The organism is Varibaculum sp. C0165D1 (assembly GCF_056590355.1).
On record NZ_JBWPVY010000004.1, the window covers coordinates 256,531 to 271,375 of the forward strand.

Here is a 14,845-nt window from a genome sequence, read left to right on the forward strand (position 1 = left end):
AGAAAAGGCTCAAATTCTAGTTCTAGAGGAGAACACCATGAGTACTGCAGAAGAAATCCAAAAACGAGCAGCCGCTATTCAAAAGGAATGGGATACCAATCCTCGCTGGAAGGGCGTTGAGCGTCCCTATTCCGCCCAGCGGGTAGCCGAGCTGCAAGGCTCCGTTATTGAAGAACACACCCTGGCTGAGCGGGGTGCACAGCGGCTGTGGAAGATGTTGCACGAAGAAGACTACATCAACGCCCTGGGAGCTATCACCGGCAATCAGGCAGTACAGATGGTGCGGGCAGGACTAAAAGCTATTTACCTATCAGGCTGGCAGGTCGCGGCCGATGGTAACACCTCCGATAACACCTACCCCGACCAGTCCCTATACCCCTATGACTCCGCCCCCAAGATGGTGCGTCGCATCAACAACGCCTTCAAGCGTGCCGATGAAATCACCTGGTCGGAACATCAAGATGTTGACTTTGACTGGTTTGCCCCGATCGTAGCCGATGCTGAGGCGGGATTCGGTGGCGCCCTCAACGCCTACGAACTAATGAAGAACATGATTAAGTCCGGCGCTTCTGGGGTTCACTACGAAGATCAGCTGGCGGCAGAAAAGAAATGCGGTCACCTGGGCGGGAAAGTTTTGATCCCCACTTCGCAGGCGATTCGTAATCTAGATGCGGCTCGTCTAGCGGCGGATGTGCAAAACACCTCCACCTTGATTGTGGCGCGCACCGACTCACTGGGCGCTAACCTGATCACCTCCGATGTTGACGAACTGGATCGCCAGTTCCTAACCGGTGAGCGTTCTGCCGAGGGTCACTACTACACCAAGGCCGGTAAAGAGGTAGTGATCGCGCGCCTGCTCGCCTTTGCTCCCCACGCCGATCTGGTATGGGTGGAAACCGCTACCCCGGATCCCGAGCTGGCTCGGGACGTGGCCGAAGCAGTTAAGGGCAAGTACCCGGACAAGATGCTGGCCTACAACTGCTCGCCCTCCTTCAACTGGAAAGCCAACCTGGATGATCAGCAGATTGCCTCCTTCCAGAAGGATCTGGCGGCTATGGGCTACTGCTTCCAGTTCATCACCCTGGCTGGCTTCCACCAGATCAACTACGGCATGTTTGACCTGGCCAAGGGCTATGCGCAGCGCGACATGAGCGCCTTCGTAGAGCTGCAAGAAAAAGAGTTTGCAGCCGAGAAAGATGGCTACACCGCTCACCGTCACCAGCGCGAGGTTGGCGCCGGTTACTTTGACATGGTAGCCACCGCCATTAACCCCGAATCGTCAACTTTGGCGATTAAAGGATCTACCGAAGAAGCCCAGTTCTAGACCAAAAGGCATAGGAAAGAATGAATAACCATACTGATATAAAGGAAGGGAAGGTCGAGGTTCGCTACCCCCAGCACGAAGATCCGGGGACTAACCTCACCGACCGTTTCGACGAGATTTTAACCGATGAGGCCTTAGAGTTCTTGCGCCAGTTGCAGCTACGTTTTGGTGCCACCCGCGCAGAACTACTAAAGGCACGCCATGATCGGCGTCAGCGCCTGACTAACGGTTACTTGCCGCACTTCCTCAAAGAAACCAAAAATATTCGCGAGGACGATTCCTGGAAGGTAGCCCCGATTGCTCCCGGCTTGGAAGATCGCCGCGTGGAAATCACCGGTCCGACTGAGCGGAAGATGACCATTAACGCCCTGAACTGTGGGGCGAAGTGCTGGCTGGCTGATATGGAGGATGCTAACACCCCGCATTTCACCAATGTGATCGGTGGCCAGGTGAACCTCTATGACGCGATTCGTCGCACCATTGAGTACACCAACCCGGCCAATGGTAAGCATTACCAGCTAAATGAGGGCGAGCTGCCCACCATTATCGTGCGTCCGCGCGGTTGGCATCTGACGGAAAAGCACATCCGGGTGGGGGGACATTCCTCTTCCGGTTCGCTAACCGACTTTGGTCTGTACTTTTTCCACAACGCAAAAGAGCTGATTAAGCGGGGTAACGGTCCCTACTTCTATCTGCCGAAGATGGAAAGCCATTTGGAGGCACGCCTGTGGGCAGACGTGTTCAAGTTCTCGGAAGAGTACCTGGGGATTCCTCATGGCACCATTCGGGCTACCTGCCTGATTGAAACCATTATGGGAGTATTCGAGATGGAAGAAATCCTCTATGAACTGCGGGATTACTCTTCCGGTTTGAACGCGGGGCGCTGGGACTACATTTTCTCTGCGATTAAGAAGTTCCGCGACTCCGGCCCCAGCTGGGTGTTGCCGGATCGTTCCGATATCACTATGCAGGTTCCGTTTATGCACGCCTACACGGAGCTGCTCGTCAAGACCTGTCACAAGCGCGGTGCCCACGCGATCGGAGGAATGAGCGCTTTCATTCCTTCTAAAGATCCGGCAGTTAACGCCGAATCTGAACGCAAGGTTCGTGAGGACAAGACTCGCGAAGTCGAGGCCGGCTTTGACGGTTCTTGGGTGGCGCATCCGGGAATGGTTGGATATGTACGCGAAGTTTTCGATAGCTACCTTCCAGATCGCCCCAACCAGGTAGATCGGCAGCGCGATGATGTAAACATCACCGCCAAAGAGCTACTCGACTTCGCTTCTACTCCGGGCGCTATTACCGAGGCGGGGGTGCGCACCAATGTGGCCGTGGGGTTGCGTTACCTGTACTCCTGGCTAGGTGGAAACGGGGCGGCCGCTATCTACGGGTTGATGGAAGACGCTGCGACTGCGGAGATCTCGCGTTCTCAGATTTGGCAATGGCTGCGCTACCAGTGCGAACTAGATGATGGGCGCAAAGTTACCCAGCAGCTGGTAGAGGAACTATTTGCCGATGAATACGGTAAGTTCCTGGAAGAGGTCGGCGAGGCCGGTAAAGAACGGGCAGAACAGTCTGCGCGGATCTTTAAAGAGGTTTGTTTGCAAGGCGAGTTCCCGACGTTTCTAACGGTTCCGGTCTATGCCAACGAGTTGGAGTAGACCCCAGCCAGGAACTCGCTGAAGAGCCTAAATGATTTTGATTGATCATTTTAGGCCGGGAGCCAAAATAAAATAATTTACTGACCGGTGACCGGCGGGGAGAAAACTCCCCGCCGGTCATTTTATTTTAAGTATCTCTAGTCACATACATGCCTCTCAGTTATGCATAACTATTCATTACTTGATATAAATATTCACTATGAAGGTTTCAATTATTGGTGCTAGTGGATTTGCCGGAGGAGAGATCCTGCGGATAGTTGCGGCGCACCCCGCCTTTGAGGTTGACCAGCTATGCGCGTCCTCTTCGGTAGGGAAAAAGCTAGGGGAGTTTCATCCCCAGCTTCCCCAGTTAGCCCAGCGGGAACTAACGGCGGTAGATCCGGCAGCGCTAAAAGCAAGCGCGGCGATTTTCTTGGCGCTCCCGCACGGCCAATCCGGGAAAATAGCGGGGCAGCTGCGTAAAGCCGGGGTGGAAAGCCTGCTGGTAGACTGCGGAGCCGATCATCGCCTTACTTCCCCGGCAGCCTGGGATCACTACTATGGCGGCAAATACCACCAGGCCTGGACCTATGGAATGCCGGAACTGCAGAGCTGTAGCGGCCCATCTCAGCGCGAGCAGCTGAAAAAAACTAAACAGATAGCGGTTCCCGGATGCAATGTTACTGCCGTTACCTTGGCCTTTCAGCCGCTGGTGGCCGCGGGCTTGATAGACCCGGGCGATATTGTGGCCACCTTGGCGGTGGGATATTCGGGAGCCGGAAAATCGCTAAAACCACATCTGTTGGCCACCTCTGCCCTGGGAAATGCCCAACCCTACGCGGTAGGGGGAACCCATCGGCATATCCCCGAAATCGCCCAGAATTTTGCGGTCAACAGCGGAAGAAACGCTAGCGACTACAAGATCACCCTCACCCCGGTGTTGGTGCCGATGTCGCGGGGAATCCTGGCAACCGTAACCGCTAGTGCCACCGAAAAAACTTCCACGAAGCAGCTGCACGCCCTCTATCGGGATTTTTATCAAGAAGAAAGCCTTATCCAGGTTCTTCCCGCTGGTATCTGGCCGCAAACCCAAGCGGTGACCGGGAGTGCGAATGTGCAGGTGCAAGTGGCGCTAGATCAGCGTTCCGGAAAAATTATTGCCCTCAGCGCCCTAGATAACCTGGGGAAAGGAACCGCACAAGCGGCAGTGCAATCGGCTAACTTAGCGTTGGGCCTGCCAGAATATACCGGCATTAACCAGATCGGAGTTGCCCCGTGAAACCAGATAAAAGCCTGCAAGGCGTAACTAGCGTACCGGGATTCAAAGCCTGCGGAATCGCCTCCGGAATGCGCCGCAGCGGACGCAAAGACTTGGCGCTCGTCCTCAACACGGGAGCAAATCCGGTGGCAGCCGGGGTATTTACCTCTAACCGTTTTGCCGCCGCGCCCGTACTTTACTCGCGGGCAGTGCTCAGTAAAGGGGCGACCGGGATGCGCTCAGTAGTGCTTAACTCCGGTAGTGCGAATGCCTGCACTGGGGAAAGCGGTCTCAAAGATGCGGTCATCACTGCGAAGGCAGTCGGGGACGCCTTCGAAATCGATCCGCGGCAAGTGCTGGTGTGCTCCACCGGGATGATCGGGGTGCCGCTGCCGATGGACAAAATGCTTTCCGGGATTGAAACTGCGGCCGCCAACCTGAGTGAAGAGGGCGGCGCTGATGCCTCTTGGGCGATTCTCACCACCGATAACGAACCCAAAACTGTTCACTACCAGGCGGACGGTTATCAAATCGGAGGGATGGCGAAAGGGGCAGGCATGTTAGCCCCGGCCCTGGCCACCATGCTTTGTGTAATCACCACCGACGCCCTCTTAGATGCCGAAACCGCCCAAAAATCCCTAGAAGTTGCCTGCGCAAAAACCTTTAACCGCCTGGATTCCGATGGGTGCATGTCCACCAATGACACCGTGATTTTGCTGGCCTCCGGGGAAAGCGGGCAGGCGCCGAGCGGATTTAGCGCGGCACTGACTGAAACTTGTGCCCAGTTGGCGCGGAAACTCGCTGATGACGCCGAAGGCGCGCAGCACACCGTAGAGATCGCAGTCACCGAAGCCGAAAGCGAAGCCGGGGCTTTGATCGCGGCGAAAACTATTTCCCGCTCAAACCTGGTTAAGACGGCAATCGCCGGGTGCGACCCCAACTGGGGCAGAATCGTCTCTGAACTGGGAACCGTACCCGAAAGTGTTTGCCCCTATGACCCCACGCAGGTGTCGGTACTGTTCAACGGGGTGCAGGTGTGTAAGGACGGTGCCGCCTGGGGGAACCGGGAAGACGTCCCCTTTGACAGTCGCGACGTGCATTTAGAGGTGCGCCTAGGGGCAGGAAATGCCCAGGCCAGCGTACTAACCAACGACCTCACCCACGAATATATTCATATCAACGCGGACTATTCATCATGAGTGTAAAAAACCTATCTGCCTGGGATAAAGCCGGGATACTGCTAGAAACCTTGCCTTGGCTGCGCGAGTACTCGGGCTCCCGGGTTGTCATTAAGTATGGCGGCAACGCCATGATTTCGGAAGAGCTCAAGACCGCTTTTGCCCGGGACGTTATTTTCCTGCATGAATGGGGGATTGAACCCATAATTGTGCATGGCGGCGGTCCCCAAATCGGCGCTATGCTCAAAACTCTGGGAATCGAGGCTCCGTTTGTTTCCGGTCTGCGAGTCACCAGTCCGGAAGTGATGAAAGTGGTGCGGATGGTACTCACCGGGATGGTGCAGCGTGAACTGGTTTCCCTGCTTAACGAAACTTCGATTGCGGCAATCGGAATGTCCGGGGAGGACGGGGCGTTCCTAAAGGCAGTTAAAAAGAGCGCTAGCGTAGAGGGAAAACCGGTTGACCTGGGGTTAGTTGGAGAAGTGACCGCAGTAGATCCCGGACCAATAGAAGACTTACTGCAGTCCGGGCGGATCCCGGTAGTGTCCTCGATTGCGGTTAATCAAGATGACCCCACCCAGGTGTTGAACATTAACGCCGATTTGGCGGCTGCTGCCGTTGCGGGAGCTTTGGGAGCGAAGAAACTTATCGTCCTCACCGATGTAAAGGGGCTCTATCGTAACTGGCCAGACCCCAATACTCGGATTTCGCAGATAAAAGCCAGTGAGGCCGCCGAACTGTTGCCTACCCTAGAAGCGGGAATGCGCCCCAAAGTGCAAGCCTGCATTCAGGCCTGTCAGCAAGGAGTACCCCGAGCCACCATTATTGATGGACGGGTGCCGCACTCGATGCTGCTAGAAATCTTCACCGATACCGGATTTGGAACCATGGTGAAGGGAGATGACTATGAATAACGCTGAATGGATAAGCGCCTACCAGGAAAACCTGTTAGGGGTTTTCGGGCAGCCGCAGGCCTGTTTTACCCACGGTAAAGGCACCCGCGTGTGGGACGCCGATGGCAAAAGTTATCTGGATTTGCTGGCGGGGATCGCCGTTAATGCCCTCGGGTATGCCCATCCAGAAATAGTGAAGACTATCGGGGAGCAAGCCGGCCGCTTTACCCACGTTTCTAACTTTTTCACTACCCCCCAGCAGGTAGAGGCCGCGGAGGCGGTAAAGAAAATCTGCGCTGCCGGTTGGCGGGGCCAGATAAGCGAAAAAATCAAAGCCCAGGCGCGAGTGCTGTTCGTGAACTCCGGTACCGAAGCCAATGAAGCTGCCTTGAAAATGGCGCTGGCTGCCCAGCCGGGAGGGCGGGCAATTGCGCTGAAAGGGGCATTTCATGGCCGCACCCTGGGGTCTCTTTCACTGACCTATAAAGCTCCCTACCGTGAGCCCTTTGCTCCTTTCGTGGGGCCCACCGAGTTTGTAGAGGCTTCGGTAGCAGGCATCCAGGGGGTGGATCCGGAAGGAATATCCGCGATTTTCCTGGAACCGCTGCAAGGCGAAGCGGGAGTGATCCCCTTAGCTCCCGAAGTTTTAGCCGCCGCGCGCCAGCTCGCCGACCAAACCGGCGCTCTGTTAATTTTTGACGAAGTGCAAACCGGGATGGGCAGGTGCGGAAAATGGCTTGCCCACCAGGGGATTTATCATGATGGAAAAGAAATAATCCCGGATGTGGTGACCCTGGCGAAAGGCCTAGGTGCCGGAGTGCCGGTAGGGGCTTGCGTCGCGATGAACCAGCGTGCCGCCAGCGTCCTAAAACCGGGAAGTCATGGCACCACTTTCGGAGGAAACCCGCTGGTAACCTCGGTAGTGGCGCGCACCATCGCCCTGATGGAGGAACTGGATTTGCCAATTCGCGCCGCCAAAGTTGGGGATGCCTGGATGCGGGCGATCGCAGCTGCCCAAATCCCAGGAATCAAGGATACCCGGGGGCAAGGACTGTTGCGCGGCCTCGTCCTCGAAAAAAATGTTGCCCCGCAGCTTGCAAAGGCGCTGTTTAAGGCCGGGTTTATTGTGAATGCCCCGGCTGCCAACATTATCCGTTTGGCGCCGCCCCTAATTATTGAACTTGAAGAAGCAAAAACCCTGATACCGGCGTTAAAGGAAGCGCTCGCGCAGGTAGAACTAGACCTAGAAAAGGAGAATAACCATGAGTAAAGATCGGGTAGTACTGGCATATTCGGGCGGATTGGACACTTCGGTGGCCATCGGCTGGATCGGGGAGCAAACCGGTAAAGAGGTGATCGCTTGCGCCGTTGACGTAGGGCAAGGCGGGGAAGACCTGGAGGTAATTCGCCAGCGCGCCCTCGATTGCGGGGCAGTAGATGCCTATGTGGCTGACGCGAAAGATGAGTTCGCCGAAGAATATTGCCTGCCTGCAATCAAAGCTAATGGTCTTTACATGGATCAATATCCGCTGGTGTCGGCGCTTTCTAGGCCGCTGATTTGTAAACACCTGGTGAAAGTAGCCAATAAGTTCGGCGCCGACACCGTCGCTCACGGTTGTACCGGAAAAGGCAATGACCAGGTACGTTTCGAGGTTTCGCTGACCAGCCAAAATCCGGAGATCAAATGTATTTCGCCGGTGCGAGACCTGGCGCTAACCCGGGACGTGGCAATTAAGTACGCCGAAGAACACGAGTTGCCGATCGAAACCACTAAACATAACCCCTTTTCCATTGACCAGAACGTGTGGGGACGCGCGGTAGAAACCGGATACCTGGAGGACCTATGGAATCCGCCCACTAAAGATGTCTATGTTTACACCGATGACCCCGCCTATCCGCCAGTGCCGGATCAGGTAGTTATTAGTTTTAAGCAGGGCGTTCCGGTGGCTTTGGACGGACAAAAAATGTCAGTTCTGCAGATTATTCAGGAAATGAACCGCCGGGCTGGCGCCCAGGGGGTAGGCCGCCTGGATATGGTGGAAGATCGCCTGGTAGGGATTAAGTCGCGGGAAATCTATGAGGCTCCCGGCGCAGTGGCACTGATTATCGCCCACCAGAACCTGGAAAATCTGACCTTGGAGCGCGAACAAGGACGCTTCAAACGGCAGGTAGAACAGCGCTGGTCAGAACTGGTTTACGAAGGGCAATGGTATTCACCGCTCAAAGGTTCACTCGATGCTTTCGTAGAGGACAGCCAAAAATACGTCACCGGTGATATTCGGATGATTCTGCACGGCGGACGGGCAGTAGTTGACGGGCGGCGCTCCGAAGTCGGCTTGTATGACTTCAACCTGGCGACCTACGATTCAGGAGACAGCTTCGACCAGTCTCTCTCGCGCGGATTCATTGGAATCTATGGGCTCTCAACCCAGTTGGCAGCGGCGCGGGAACAAAAAGAAAGCAAGAAATAATATGAGCGAGCAGGTATCGCTATGGGGAGGACGCTTTTCGGGCGGCCCTTCCCAGGCTTTAGCGGCACTTTCAGTATCCACCCAGTTCGATTGGCGCTTGGCGCTCTATGATTTAGCTGGTTCGCGCGCCCATGCCCGGGCGCTTGCGGGAGCCGGTCTGCTATCAGCGGAAGAACTATCACAGATGCTGGCGGCTCTGGGGCGGCTGGAAGAAAAAGTTAAAAGCGGTTCCTTCACCCCGGACCCCGGTGACGAGGACGTGCATACCGCCTTAGAAAGAGGGCTATTAGAGGAGGCCGGAGGGCATTTAGGAGGGAAACTGCGCGCTGGGCGTAGTCGCAACGACCAGATCGCCACCCTCATCCGGATGTACCTGCGGAACCAGGCACGCGCCCTCGCGGAGCGAATCGTTGAGGTCGCAGAAGCTCTGTTGAGCCAAGCGAAAGCTGCCGGGGACACGGTGATGCCTGGGCGCACCCATATGCAGCACGCCCAGCCAGTATTGCTTGCCCACCAGCTCTTGGCTCACCTGTGGCCCCTGCTGCGGGACATAGAGCGTCTTCAAGATTGGGATCGGCGCGCCGCTTCCAGTCCCTACGGATCCGGGGCGCTCGCGGGCAACACTCTGGGGCTAGATCCGGTGCAAGTGGGGAAAGACCTGGCCTTCGACCGGGTAGTGGAAAACTCGATTGACGGAACCACCACCCGCGACGTGGTAGCCGAGTTTGCGTTCATCTGCGCCCAAACCGGGATTGATATTTCCTCCCTCGCCGAAGAAATAATCATTTGGAATACCAAAGAGTTCGGGTATGTCACTTTGGACGATGCGTTTTCTACCGGCTCGTCGATCATGCCGCAAAAAAAGAACCCGGACGTGGCGGAACTGGCGCGGGGCAAAGCCGGTCGCATGATTGGCGATCTAACCGGCCTGCTGACAGTCCTAAAAGGGCTACCCTTCGCCTATGCGCGCGACCTGCAAGAAGACAAAGAACCAGTTTTCGACCAGATCGACACTTTAGAGGTCTTGCTGCCTGCCGTCAGCGGGATGGTAGCCACTATGAAGATCGACTACGGTCGCCTAGAAGAACTCGCTCCCCAAGGGTTCTCGCTGGCCACCGATATAGCCGAATGGCTAGTGGCGCGAGGAATGCCCTTCCGGCAGGCACATGAAGTATCCGGCGCTTGCGTACGTAAATGCGAAGAAAACGGGATAGAACTAGCGGATTTGAGTGACGAGCAGTTCGCCGCTATCGATCCGCTGCTGACTCCCGAGGTGCGAAAAGTGCTCAGCCCTGCTGGTTCGGTGCGGGCGCGTGCTGGACGCGGAGGGACGGCGCCCGCGCAGGTCGCGCGGCAGATCGAATCCGCCGAGCAGCAGATCGCGCGCATCCGCACCAATTTCGCCGGCAAACACCTGGAATTCAAATAGTTCCTTCCCTGTTTCCGCGCGTGCGGGCGGATTTTGCCTCGCGCCCCGAAATCCGGAAAATGCTCTGGCATTTTCACGGATTTAGTGCCCGAAGCCTACCCCTCGGCATAAATCCGCCCACACGCGCTCAGCGAATTCCTCCAGTCGCATCTGCTGCAGGGAGTTTTTACTTTTTAATCCCGTCGTTGTTTTCCGGAAATCGGTTGCTTGCGCGCTAGAGGAATAATTCAGCCTACTGGCAACAGGGACGATCTTTCGGTCGGCGCGTCCCTTGTTGATTGTGATACGAACACACTTCGCGTCTGCTCGGATAAAACCTACCCCCGCGCTCAAGCGATTCTTTCAGTCAAAACTTTTCCGCCCGCACGTTTTCACAAAAGTGCTTCTTCCTTGCCATATCTGCTGTCGGGTGTTCTTACTTTTTAATCCCGTCGTTGTTTTTCGGAAACCGGTTGCTTGCACGCTAGAGGAATAATTCAGCCCACTGGCAACATGGACAGTGTTCAGCTGGCTACGTACCTTGCCGATTCTGATGAGAACGCGGTCGCGTATAGAACTTGTCGGTAGGTATCCGCATGTACAGTAACTGTTTCGATAGCTTGTTGCCCGGGGGAGAAGTTTTATCCGAGCAGACTAGGAGGGCGTAAAACTTGGGAAAGCCTGGGCTTTTCCAAGTTTTTGGGCAGGAGGAAAAACTTCTCCCTCGGGCTAGGGGAGGAAAAACCTAGCCCTTGCGGGTACTTGCGAGAAAACTAGCGTCTGCGCTCTGCGTTTTTCAGGAAGGGCGGAGGATGGCGAAAGGGTCGGTTACCTGCAGGGTGTGCTGGGTGAAGCGGAAACGGCGAGCGGGGCGGCCGCCTTTGGTGCCGGGGGCTTTACGCTGACCGGTGGGGGCGAGCTGCCCGCGGCGAGTTAATACCCGCTGCAGATTAGTAGGGGAGACTTCATGCCCCAAAGCGGCCTGGTAGAGGCGGGTTAGTTCTGCCATAGTGAAATCCGGGGGCGCCAAGGCGAACGCAATATTGGTGTAGGAAAGTTTCGCCCGCAACCGGTCGGCGCCCTCGGAAATAATATCGGCATGGTCATAAGCCATCTTCGGTAGGTCGTTCACCGGCACCCACTGGGCATGGGGAGGAATTGCGGTAGTCACGTGGGCAGGCACCAGCCCTAAATAGGCGGTGGCCACGGTACGTTGACTGGGGTCACGGGAGGGATCAGAGCGGGTCCCGAGCTGTTCCATATAGGAAAGTGCGGCAATATCCATTTTTTCGGAAAGATGGCGAAAAGCGCTGGCACCTAGAGTTTCTTCCGGTTCTAAAGGACCGGAAGGGAGGGCAGGAAAGCCCTGAAAGGGGGCGTGTTCCCGGCGGCTAACCAGCACCATTAGCTGCGGGGAATCTCCGCGGATTTGCAAGACTACGCTGAGTGCCTCATGCCGGTAGACGGCAGCTCCTTCGGCGTCTCGCAATTGGGTTCTCACAAAATCTTATGGTAGCTTAAATTTTAGTTTTCGACTATTAGGCGAAAACTAAAGAAGTTACCTCGAGAAGGAAAGTTTCCAAGATGAAACAACGTATTAAAGGCTGGTTATCGCTATTTTTCATTGATGCTATGACCGGTATGGCGCACGGGCTGTTCGCCTCCCTGATTATCGGCACCATTATGGTGCAAGTAGGCGGTTTCATTCCGGGAATCATCGGACGAGGACTGGTACTGGTTGGCTCGGTGGCCTCAGTACTTACCGGTGCTGGTATCGGGATGGGGGTAGCGCACCGCCTTCATGCCTCGACCTATGTGGTGGTAGGCACCGGTCTGGCGGGCATGATTGGTGCCCACGCCGCCAAGATCTTGAGCGGCGGAATCGTAGATGGTCTTTCTATGCAGCTGAAAGGACCAGGCGAACCCTTGGGCGCGTTTATCGCCTCCTTTGTGGCAGTCGAGGTAGGTCTGCTGGTTTCAGGTAAAACCCCGGTTGATATTTTGGTTACCCCCTTTGTTACGGTTACCAGCGGCGCTATCGTAGGTCTGGCCATCGGGCCAGGCATTTCACAGATGATGACTGCCTTGGGAGCCATCATTAACTGGGGAACTGAGCGTCAGCCTTTCCTAATGGGGATTATCGTGTCGGTGCTGATGGGGATGATCTTGACGCTTCCGATTTCGTCGGCAGCCTTGGGGATCGTGCTGGGATTATCCGGCCTGGCAGCCGGGGCAGCGACCGTAGGATGTAGCGCCCAGATGGTAGGTTTCGCCGTCGCGTCCTATCGGGAAAATAAAGTTTCCGGCCTAATCTCGCAGGGCATCGGTACATCCATGCTGCAAGTCCCCAATATTATGCGGCATCCTTTAATCTGGATTCCCCCCACTTTGGCTTCTGCGATTCTCGGTCCGATTGCCACCATGTTGTTCAAGATGGAATCTAATGCGGCCGGCTCCGGAATGGGAACTTCCGGCCTGGTAGGACAGATCATGACTTGGAACGTCATGGGGCCGACCACCTCCTGGCCGGCGCTGCTGGGAATGATTCTGCTGCTGCACTTCATTGCGCCCGCCGTTCTCTCCCTGCTCTTTGCGGAGTTCATGAGGAAGAAGGGTTGGATCAAAGACGGGGATATGCTGCTCGAAAAATAGGAAGTGTTCCGGATAGGAGGCAAACCGCCAGCCGTGTCCGTCGGTGGGTTAGACTAAGCCGAGAAGAGTAACACCGTATTCACCTCAGAGGGTGAGCGGCGGGTTTAACCTGCAGAAGAAAGGAATATCGTGGCCGATATTATTGATGAGCTGGAATGGCGGGGTTTACTAGCCCAGCACACTGATCTCGCGAAACTGCGGGAGGCACTTGCCAGCGGACCGGTCACCTTCTATTGCGGTTTCGATCCCACCGCGGCTTCCCTGCATCATGGGCACCTGGTGCAACTGCTGATGATGCGGCATTTACAAAAGGCCGGCCATCGTCCTATTGCCCTGGTTGGGGGAGCTACCGGCTTGATTGGGGATCCCCGGATGACCGCCGAACGGCAGCTGCAACCCAAAGAGGTAGTAGCAGGCTGGGTGGAACGCCTGCGTGGACAAATCAGCCGCTTCCTTGATTTCGAGGGCGATAACCCGGCGATCATGGTTAACAATATGGATTGGATCCAGAACCTGGGAGCAATCGAACTCCTGCGTGACTTGGGTAAAAACTTCCGGATGGGCACCATGCTGGCCAAAGATGCGGTGGCACGGCGCCTGAACTCCGAAGAAGGAATTTCCTACACTGAGTTCAGCTACCAAATCTTGCAAGCCTATGATTTCCTGCAACTATATCGGCGCTATGGCTGCACCCTGGAGACCGGAGGTAACGACCAGTGGGGCAACCTAGTGGGTGGCATGGACCTAATCCATAAGGTTGAGGGCAAAGATGTTCACGTAATGACTACCCCCCTGATCACCAAGGCCGATGGCTCCAAGTTTGGAAAATCCGAGGGCGGGGCGATTTGGCTAGATCCGGAAATGCTATCGCCGTACGAGTTCTACCAGTTCTGGCTGGGAGCCGAGGACGCGGACGTAGTTAGGTTCTTGAAGGTATTTACTTTCCTGCCACGCGAAGAAATTGAGGCGCTAGCGGTGGAGGTAGCCGAGCGTCCTCATAAACGGGAAGCGCAAAAGGCACTGGCTGCAGAGGTTACCCGCCTGGTACATGGGCAGGAGGCTCTTGACCAGGTGTTAGCAGCTACCGCAGCCCTGTGGGGTAGCGGGGATCTGCACCAAGTGGATGCCAAAACTCTAAAAGGCGCAACCTCCCATTTGCCTAGCGCGCAGGTAGAAATCGGGAAAACTAACCTGGTAGATCTGCTGATTGCGGCCGGTTTCGAGAAAGGACGCGGTGCGGCGATCCGCACCATTAAGAACGGCGGAGCCTATCTGAATAATCAGAAAATCACTGACCCCGATCGGATTATTACTTCCGACGATATTTTGCCGGGCTCGCTGGTGCTTTTCCGGAAAGGCAAACGGAATCTAGCAGCCGCTCACCTGCAGTAATAGCCTTTTATTGGCAGTGTGTGAGAGCTCACCGCTTTTCAGTTTGAAGTTTTATAAACGGAGTAGGTAAGTTATTACCTGTTGCCCCGGCAAGGAACTCCGGTTCCGGGTCAGTGGGCAGGATTGTTTGACTTAGTATTTAACAGATAAAAACTGGTTTTATGGCCTGTTTCACTTAGAAATAAGTTGCGAGCCAAAAATCCAATCTGTTAGACTGAGACTCGCGCGTTTTTCGTGCAGGAACCTTTACTGATCGTTTTTGGTTGGTTTGTGGTTTGGTTGTTTGTGTTCTCGATAGTGTGTTTTTTTGTTTTGTTTGTGTGGGATTGACTGGGGTGCCTGGCTGTTTGGTTGGGTGTTTTGGTTTTTCTTGTTTTTTGTTTTTTTGATGCTGATGATTTTGGAACGTTTTGTTTTTTGATTGTTGGTGTTTGTTTTTGCTGGATTGTTTTCTGGCTTGAATCATTTTTTTGGTTTTTGTTGGAGAGTTTGATCCTGGCTCAGGATGAACGCTGGCGGCGTGCTTAACACATGCAAGTCGAACGGGATCCAAAGGGTGCTTGCACTTTTTGGTGAGAGTGGCGAACGGGTGAGTAACACGTGAGTAACCTGTCCTTTTCTTTGGGATA

The 14,845-nt window shown here is 55.2% G+C and carries 11 protein-coding genes and 1 rRNA gene; 11 read left to right on the top strand and 1 reads right to left on the bottom strand.

The window, feature by feature from the left end:
• The first annotated feature begins 37 nt into the window (after nucleotides 1–37).
• The 8 genes from aceA (at nucleotide 38) to argH (ending at nucleotide 10,193) form a co-directional block, all read left to right on the top strand.
• On the top strand, nucleotides 38–1,324 hold the full coding sequence (gene aceA / locus AC1EKS_RS07545; RefSeq protein WP_481009657.1) for an isocitrate lyase: 1,287 nt from the start codon (nucleotides 38–40) through the stop codon (nucleotides 1,322–1,324).
• Between the two features lie 20 nt (nucleotides 1,325–1,344).
• Nucleotides 1,345–2,985 carry a malate synthase A gene (gene aceB / locus AC1EKS_RS07550; protein WP_481009656.1) on the top strand — a complete coding sequence of 547 codons (1,641 nt, stop codon included), beginning with the start codon at nucleotides 1,345–1,347 and terminating at the stop codon, nucleotides 2,983–2,985.
• A gap of 199 nt (nucleotides 2,986–3,184) precedes the next feature.
• Nucleotides 3,185–4,243 carry an N-acetyl-gamma-glutamyl-phosphate reductase gene (argC, locus tag AC1EKS_RS07555; protein ID WP_481009655.1) on the top strand — a complete coding sequence of 353 codons (1,059 nt, stop codon included), beginning with the start codon at nucleotides 3,185–3,187 and terminating at the stop codon, nucleotides 4,241–4,243.
• A 68-nt stretch (nucleotides 4,244–4,311) separates the two neighbouring features.
• Nucleotides 4,312–5,421 (top strand): bifunctional glutamate N-acetyltransferase/amino-acid acetyltransferase ArgJ, encoded by a 1,110-nt coding sequence (argJ, locus tag AC1EKS_RS07560; protein WP_481009672.1) that lies wholly within the window; start codon nucleotides 4,312–4,314, stop codon nucleotides 5,419–5,421.
• Nucleotides 5,418–6,314 carry an acetylglutamate kinase gene (gene argB, locus AC1EKS_RS07565; RefSeq protein WP_481009654.1) on the top strand — a complete coding sequence of 299 codons (897 nt, stop codon included), beginning with the start codon at nucleotides 5,418–5,420 and terminating at the stop codon, nucleotides 6,312–6,314. The genes argJ and argB overlap by 4 nt, the downstream gene beginning before the upstream one ends.
• Nucleotides 6,307–7,563 carry an aspartate aminotransferase family protein gene (locus tag AC1EKS_RS07570; RefSeq protein WP_481009653.1) on the top strand — a complete coding sequence of 419 codons (1,257 nt, stop codon included), beginning with the start codon at nucleotides 6,307–6,309 and terminating at the stop codon, nucleotides 7,561–7,563. Before argB ends, AC1EKS_RS07570 begins: the two co-directional genes overlap by 8 nt.
• Complete coding sequence (locus AC1EKS_RS07575) at nucleotides 7,550–8,764, top strand: argininosuccinate synthase (protein ID WP_481009671.1); 1,215 nt, start codon at nucleotides 7,550–7,552, stop codon at nucleotides 8,762–8,764. Before AC1EKS_RS07570 ends, AC1EKS_RS07575 begins: the two co-directional genes overlap by 14 nt.
• 1 nt (nucleotide 8,765) lies before the next feature.
• Nucleotides 8,766–10,193, top strand: coding sequence for an argininosuccinate lyase (gene argH / locus AC1EKS_RS07580; RefSeq protein WP_481009652.1), 1,428 nt, complete (start codon nucleotides 8,766–8,768; stop codon nucleotides 10,191–10,193).
• 775 nt (nucleotides 10,194–10,968) lie between these two features.
• On the opposite strand, the gene AC1EKS_RS07585 is transcribed toward argH, so the two are convergent.
• The gene (locus AC1EKS_RS07585; protein WP_481009651.1) at nucleotides 10,969–11,673 is read right to left on the bottom strand and encodes an NUDIX hydrolase; all 705 of its coding nucleotides are present in this window, start codon (nucleotides 11,671–11,673) and stop codon (nucleotides 10,969–10,971) included.
• A gap of 83 nt (nucleotides 11,674–11,756) precedes the next feature.
• Here AC1EKS_RS07585 and AC1EKS_RS07590 point away from each other — a divergent pair, with 83 nt between their 5' ends.
• The 3 genes from AC1EKS_RS07590 to AC1EKS_RS07600 all read left to right on the top strand — a co-directional run.
• On the top strand, nucleotides 11,757–12,824 hold the full coding sequence (locus AC1EKS_RS07590) for a PTS sugar transporter subunit IIC (RefSeq protein WP_481009650.1): 1,068 nt from the start codon (nucleotides 11,757–11,759) through the stop codon (nucleotides 12,822–12,824).
• 129 nt (nucleotides 12,825–12,953) lie between these two features.
• Nucleotides 12,954–14,216 (top strand): tyrosine--tRNA ligase, encoded by a 1,263-nt coding sequence (gene tyrS, locus AC1EKS_RS07595; protein ID WP_481009649.1) that lies wholly within the window; start codon nucleotides 12,954–12,956, stop codon nucleotides 14,214–14,216.
• Nucleotides 14,217–14,693: 477 nt separating this feature from the next.
• A 16S ribosomal RNA gene (locus tag AC1EKS_RS07600) occupies nucleotides 14,694–14,845 on the top strand; the annotation flags it as partial.

Coding starts and splice junctions, on each gene's coding strand:
- AC1EKS_RS07570 (WP_481009653.1), top strand. CDS start 6,307: ATGAATAACGCTGAATGGATAAGCGCCTACCAGGAAAACCTGTTAGGG.
- argC (WP_481009655.1), top strand. CDS start 3,185: ATGAAGGTTTCAATTATTGGTGCTAGTGGATTTGCCGGAGGAGAGATC.
- aceA (WP_481009657.1), top strand. CDS start 38: ATGAGTACTGCAGAAGAAATCCAAAAACGAGCAGCCGCTATTCAAAAG.
- aceB (WP_481009656.1), top strand. CDS start 1,345: ATGAATAACCATACTGATATAAAGGAAGGGAAGGTCGAGGTTCGCTAC.
- argH (WP_481009652.1), top strand. CDS start 8,766: ATGAGCGAGCAGGTATCGCTATGGGGAGGACGCTTTTCGGGCGGCCCT.
- argJ (WP_481009672.1), top strand. CDS start 4,312: ATGCGCCGCAGCGGACGCAAAGACTTGGCGCTCGTCCTCAACACGGGA.
- AC1EKS_RS07590 (WP_481009650.1), top strand. CDS start 11,757: ATGAAACAACGTATTAAAGGCTGGTTATCGCTATTTTTCATTGATGCT.
- argB (WP_481009654.1), top strand. CDS start 5,418: ATGAGTGTAAAAAACCTATCTGCCTGGGATAAAGCCGGGATACTGCTA.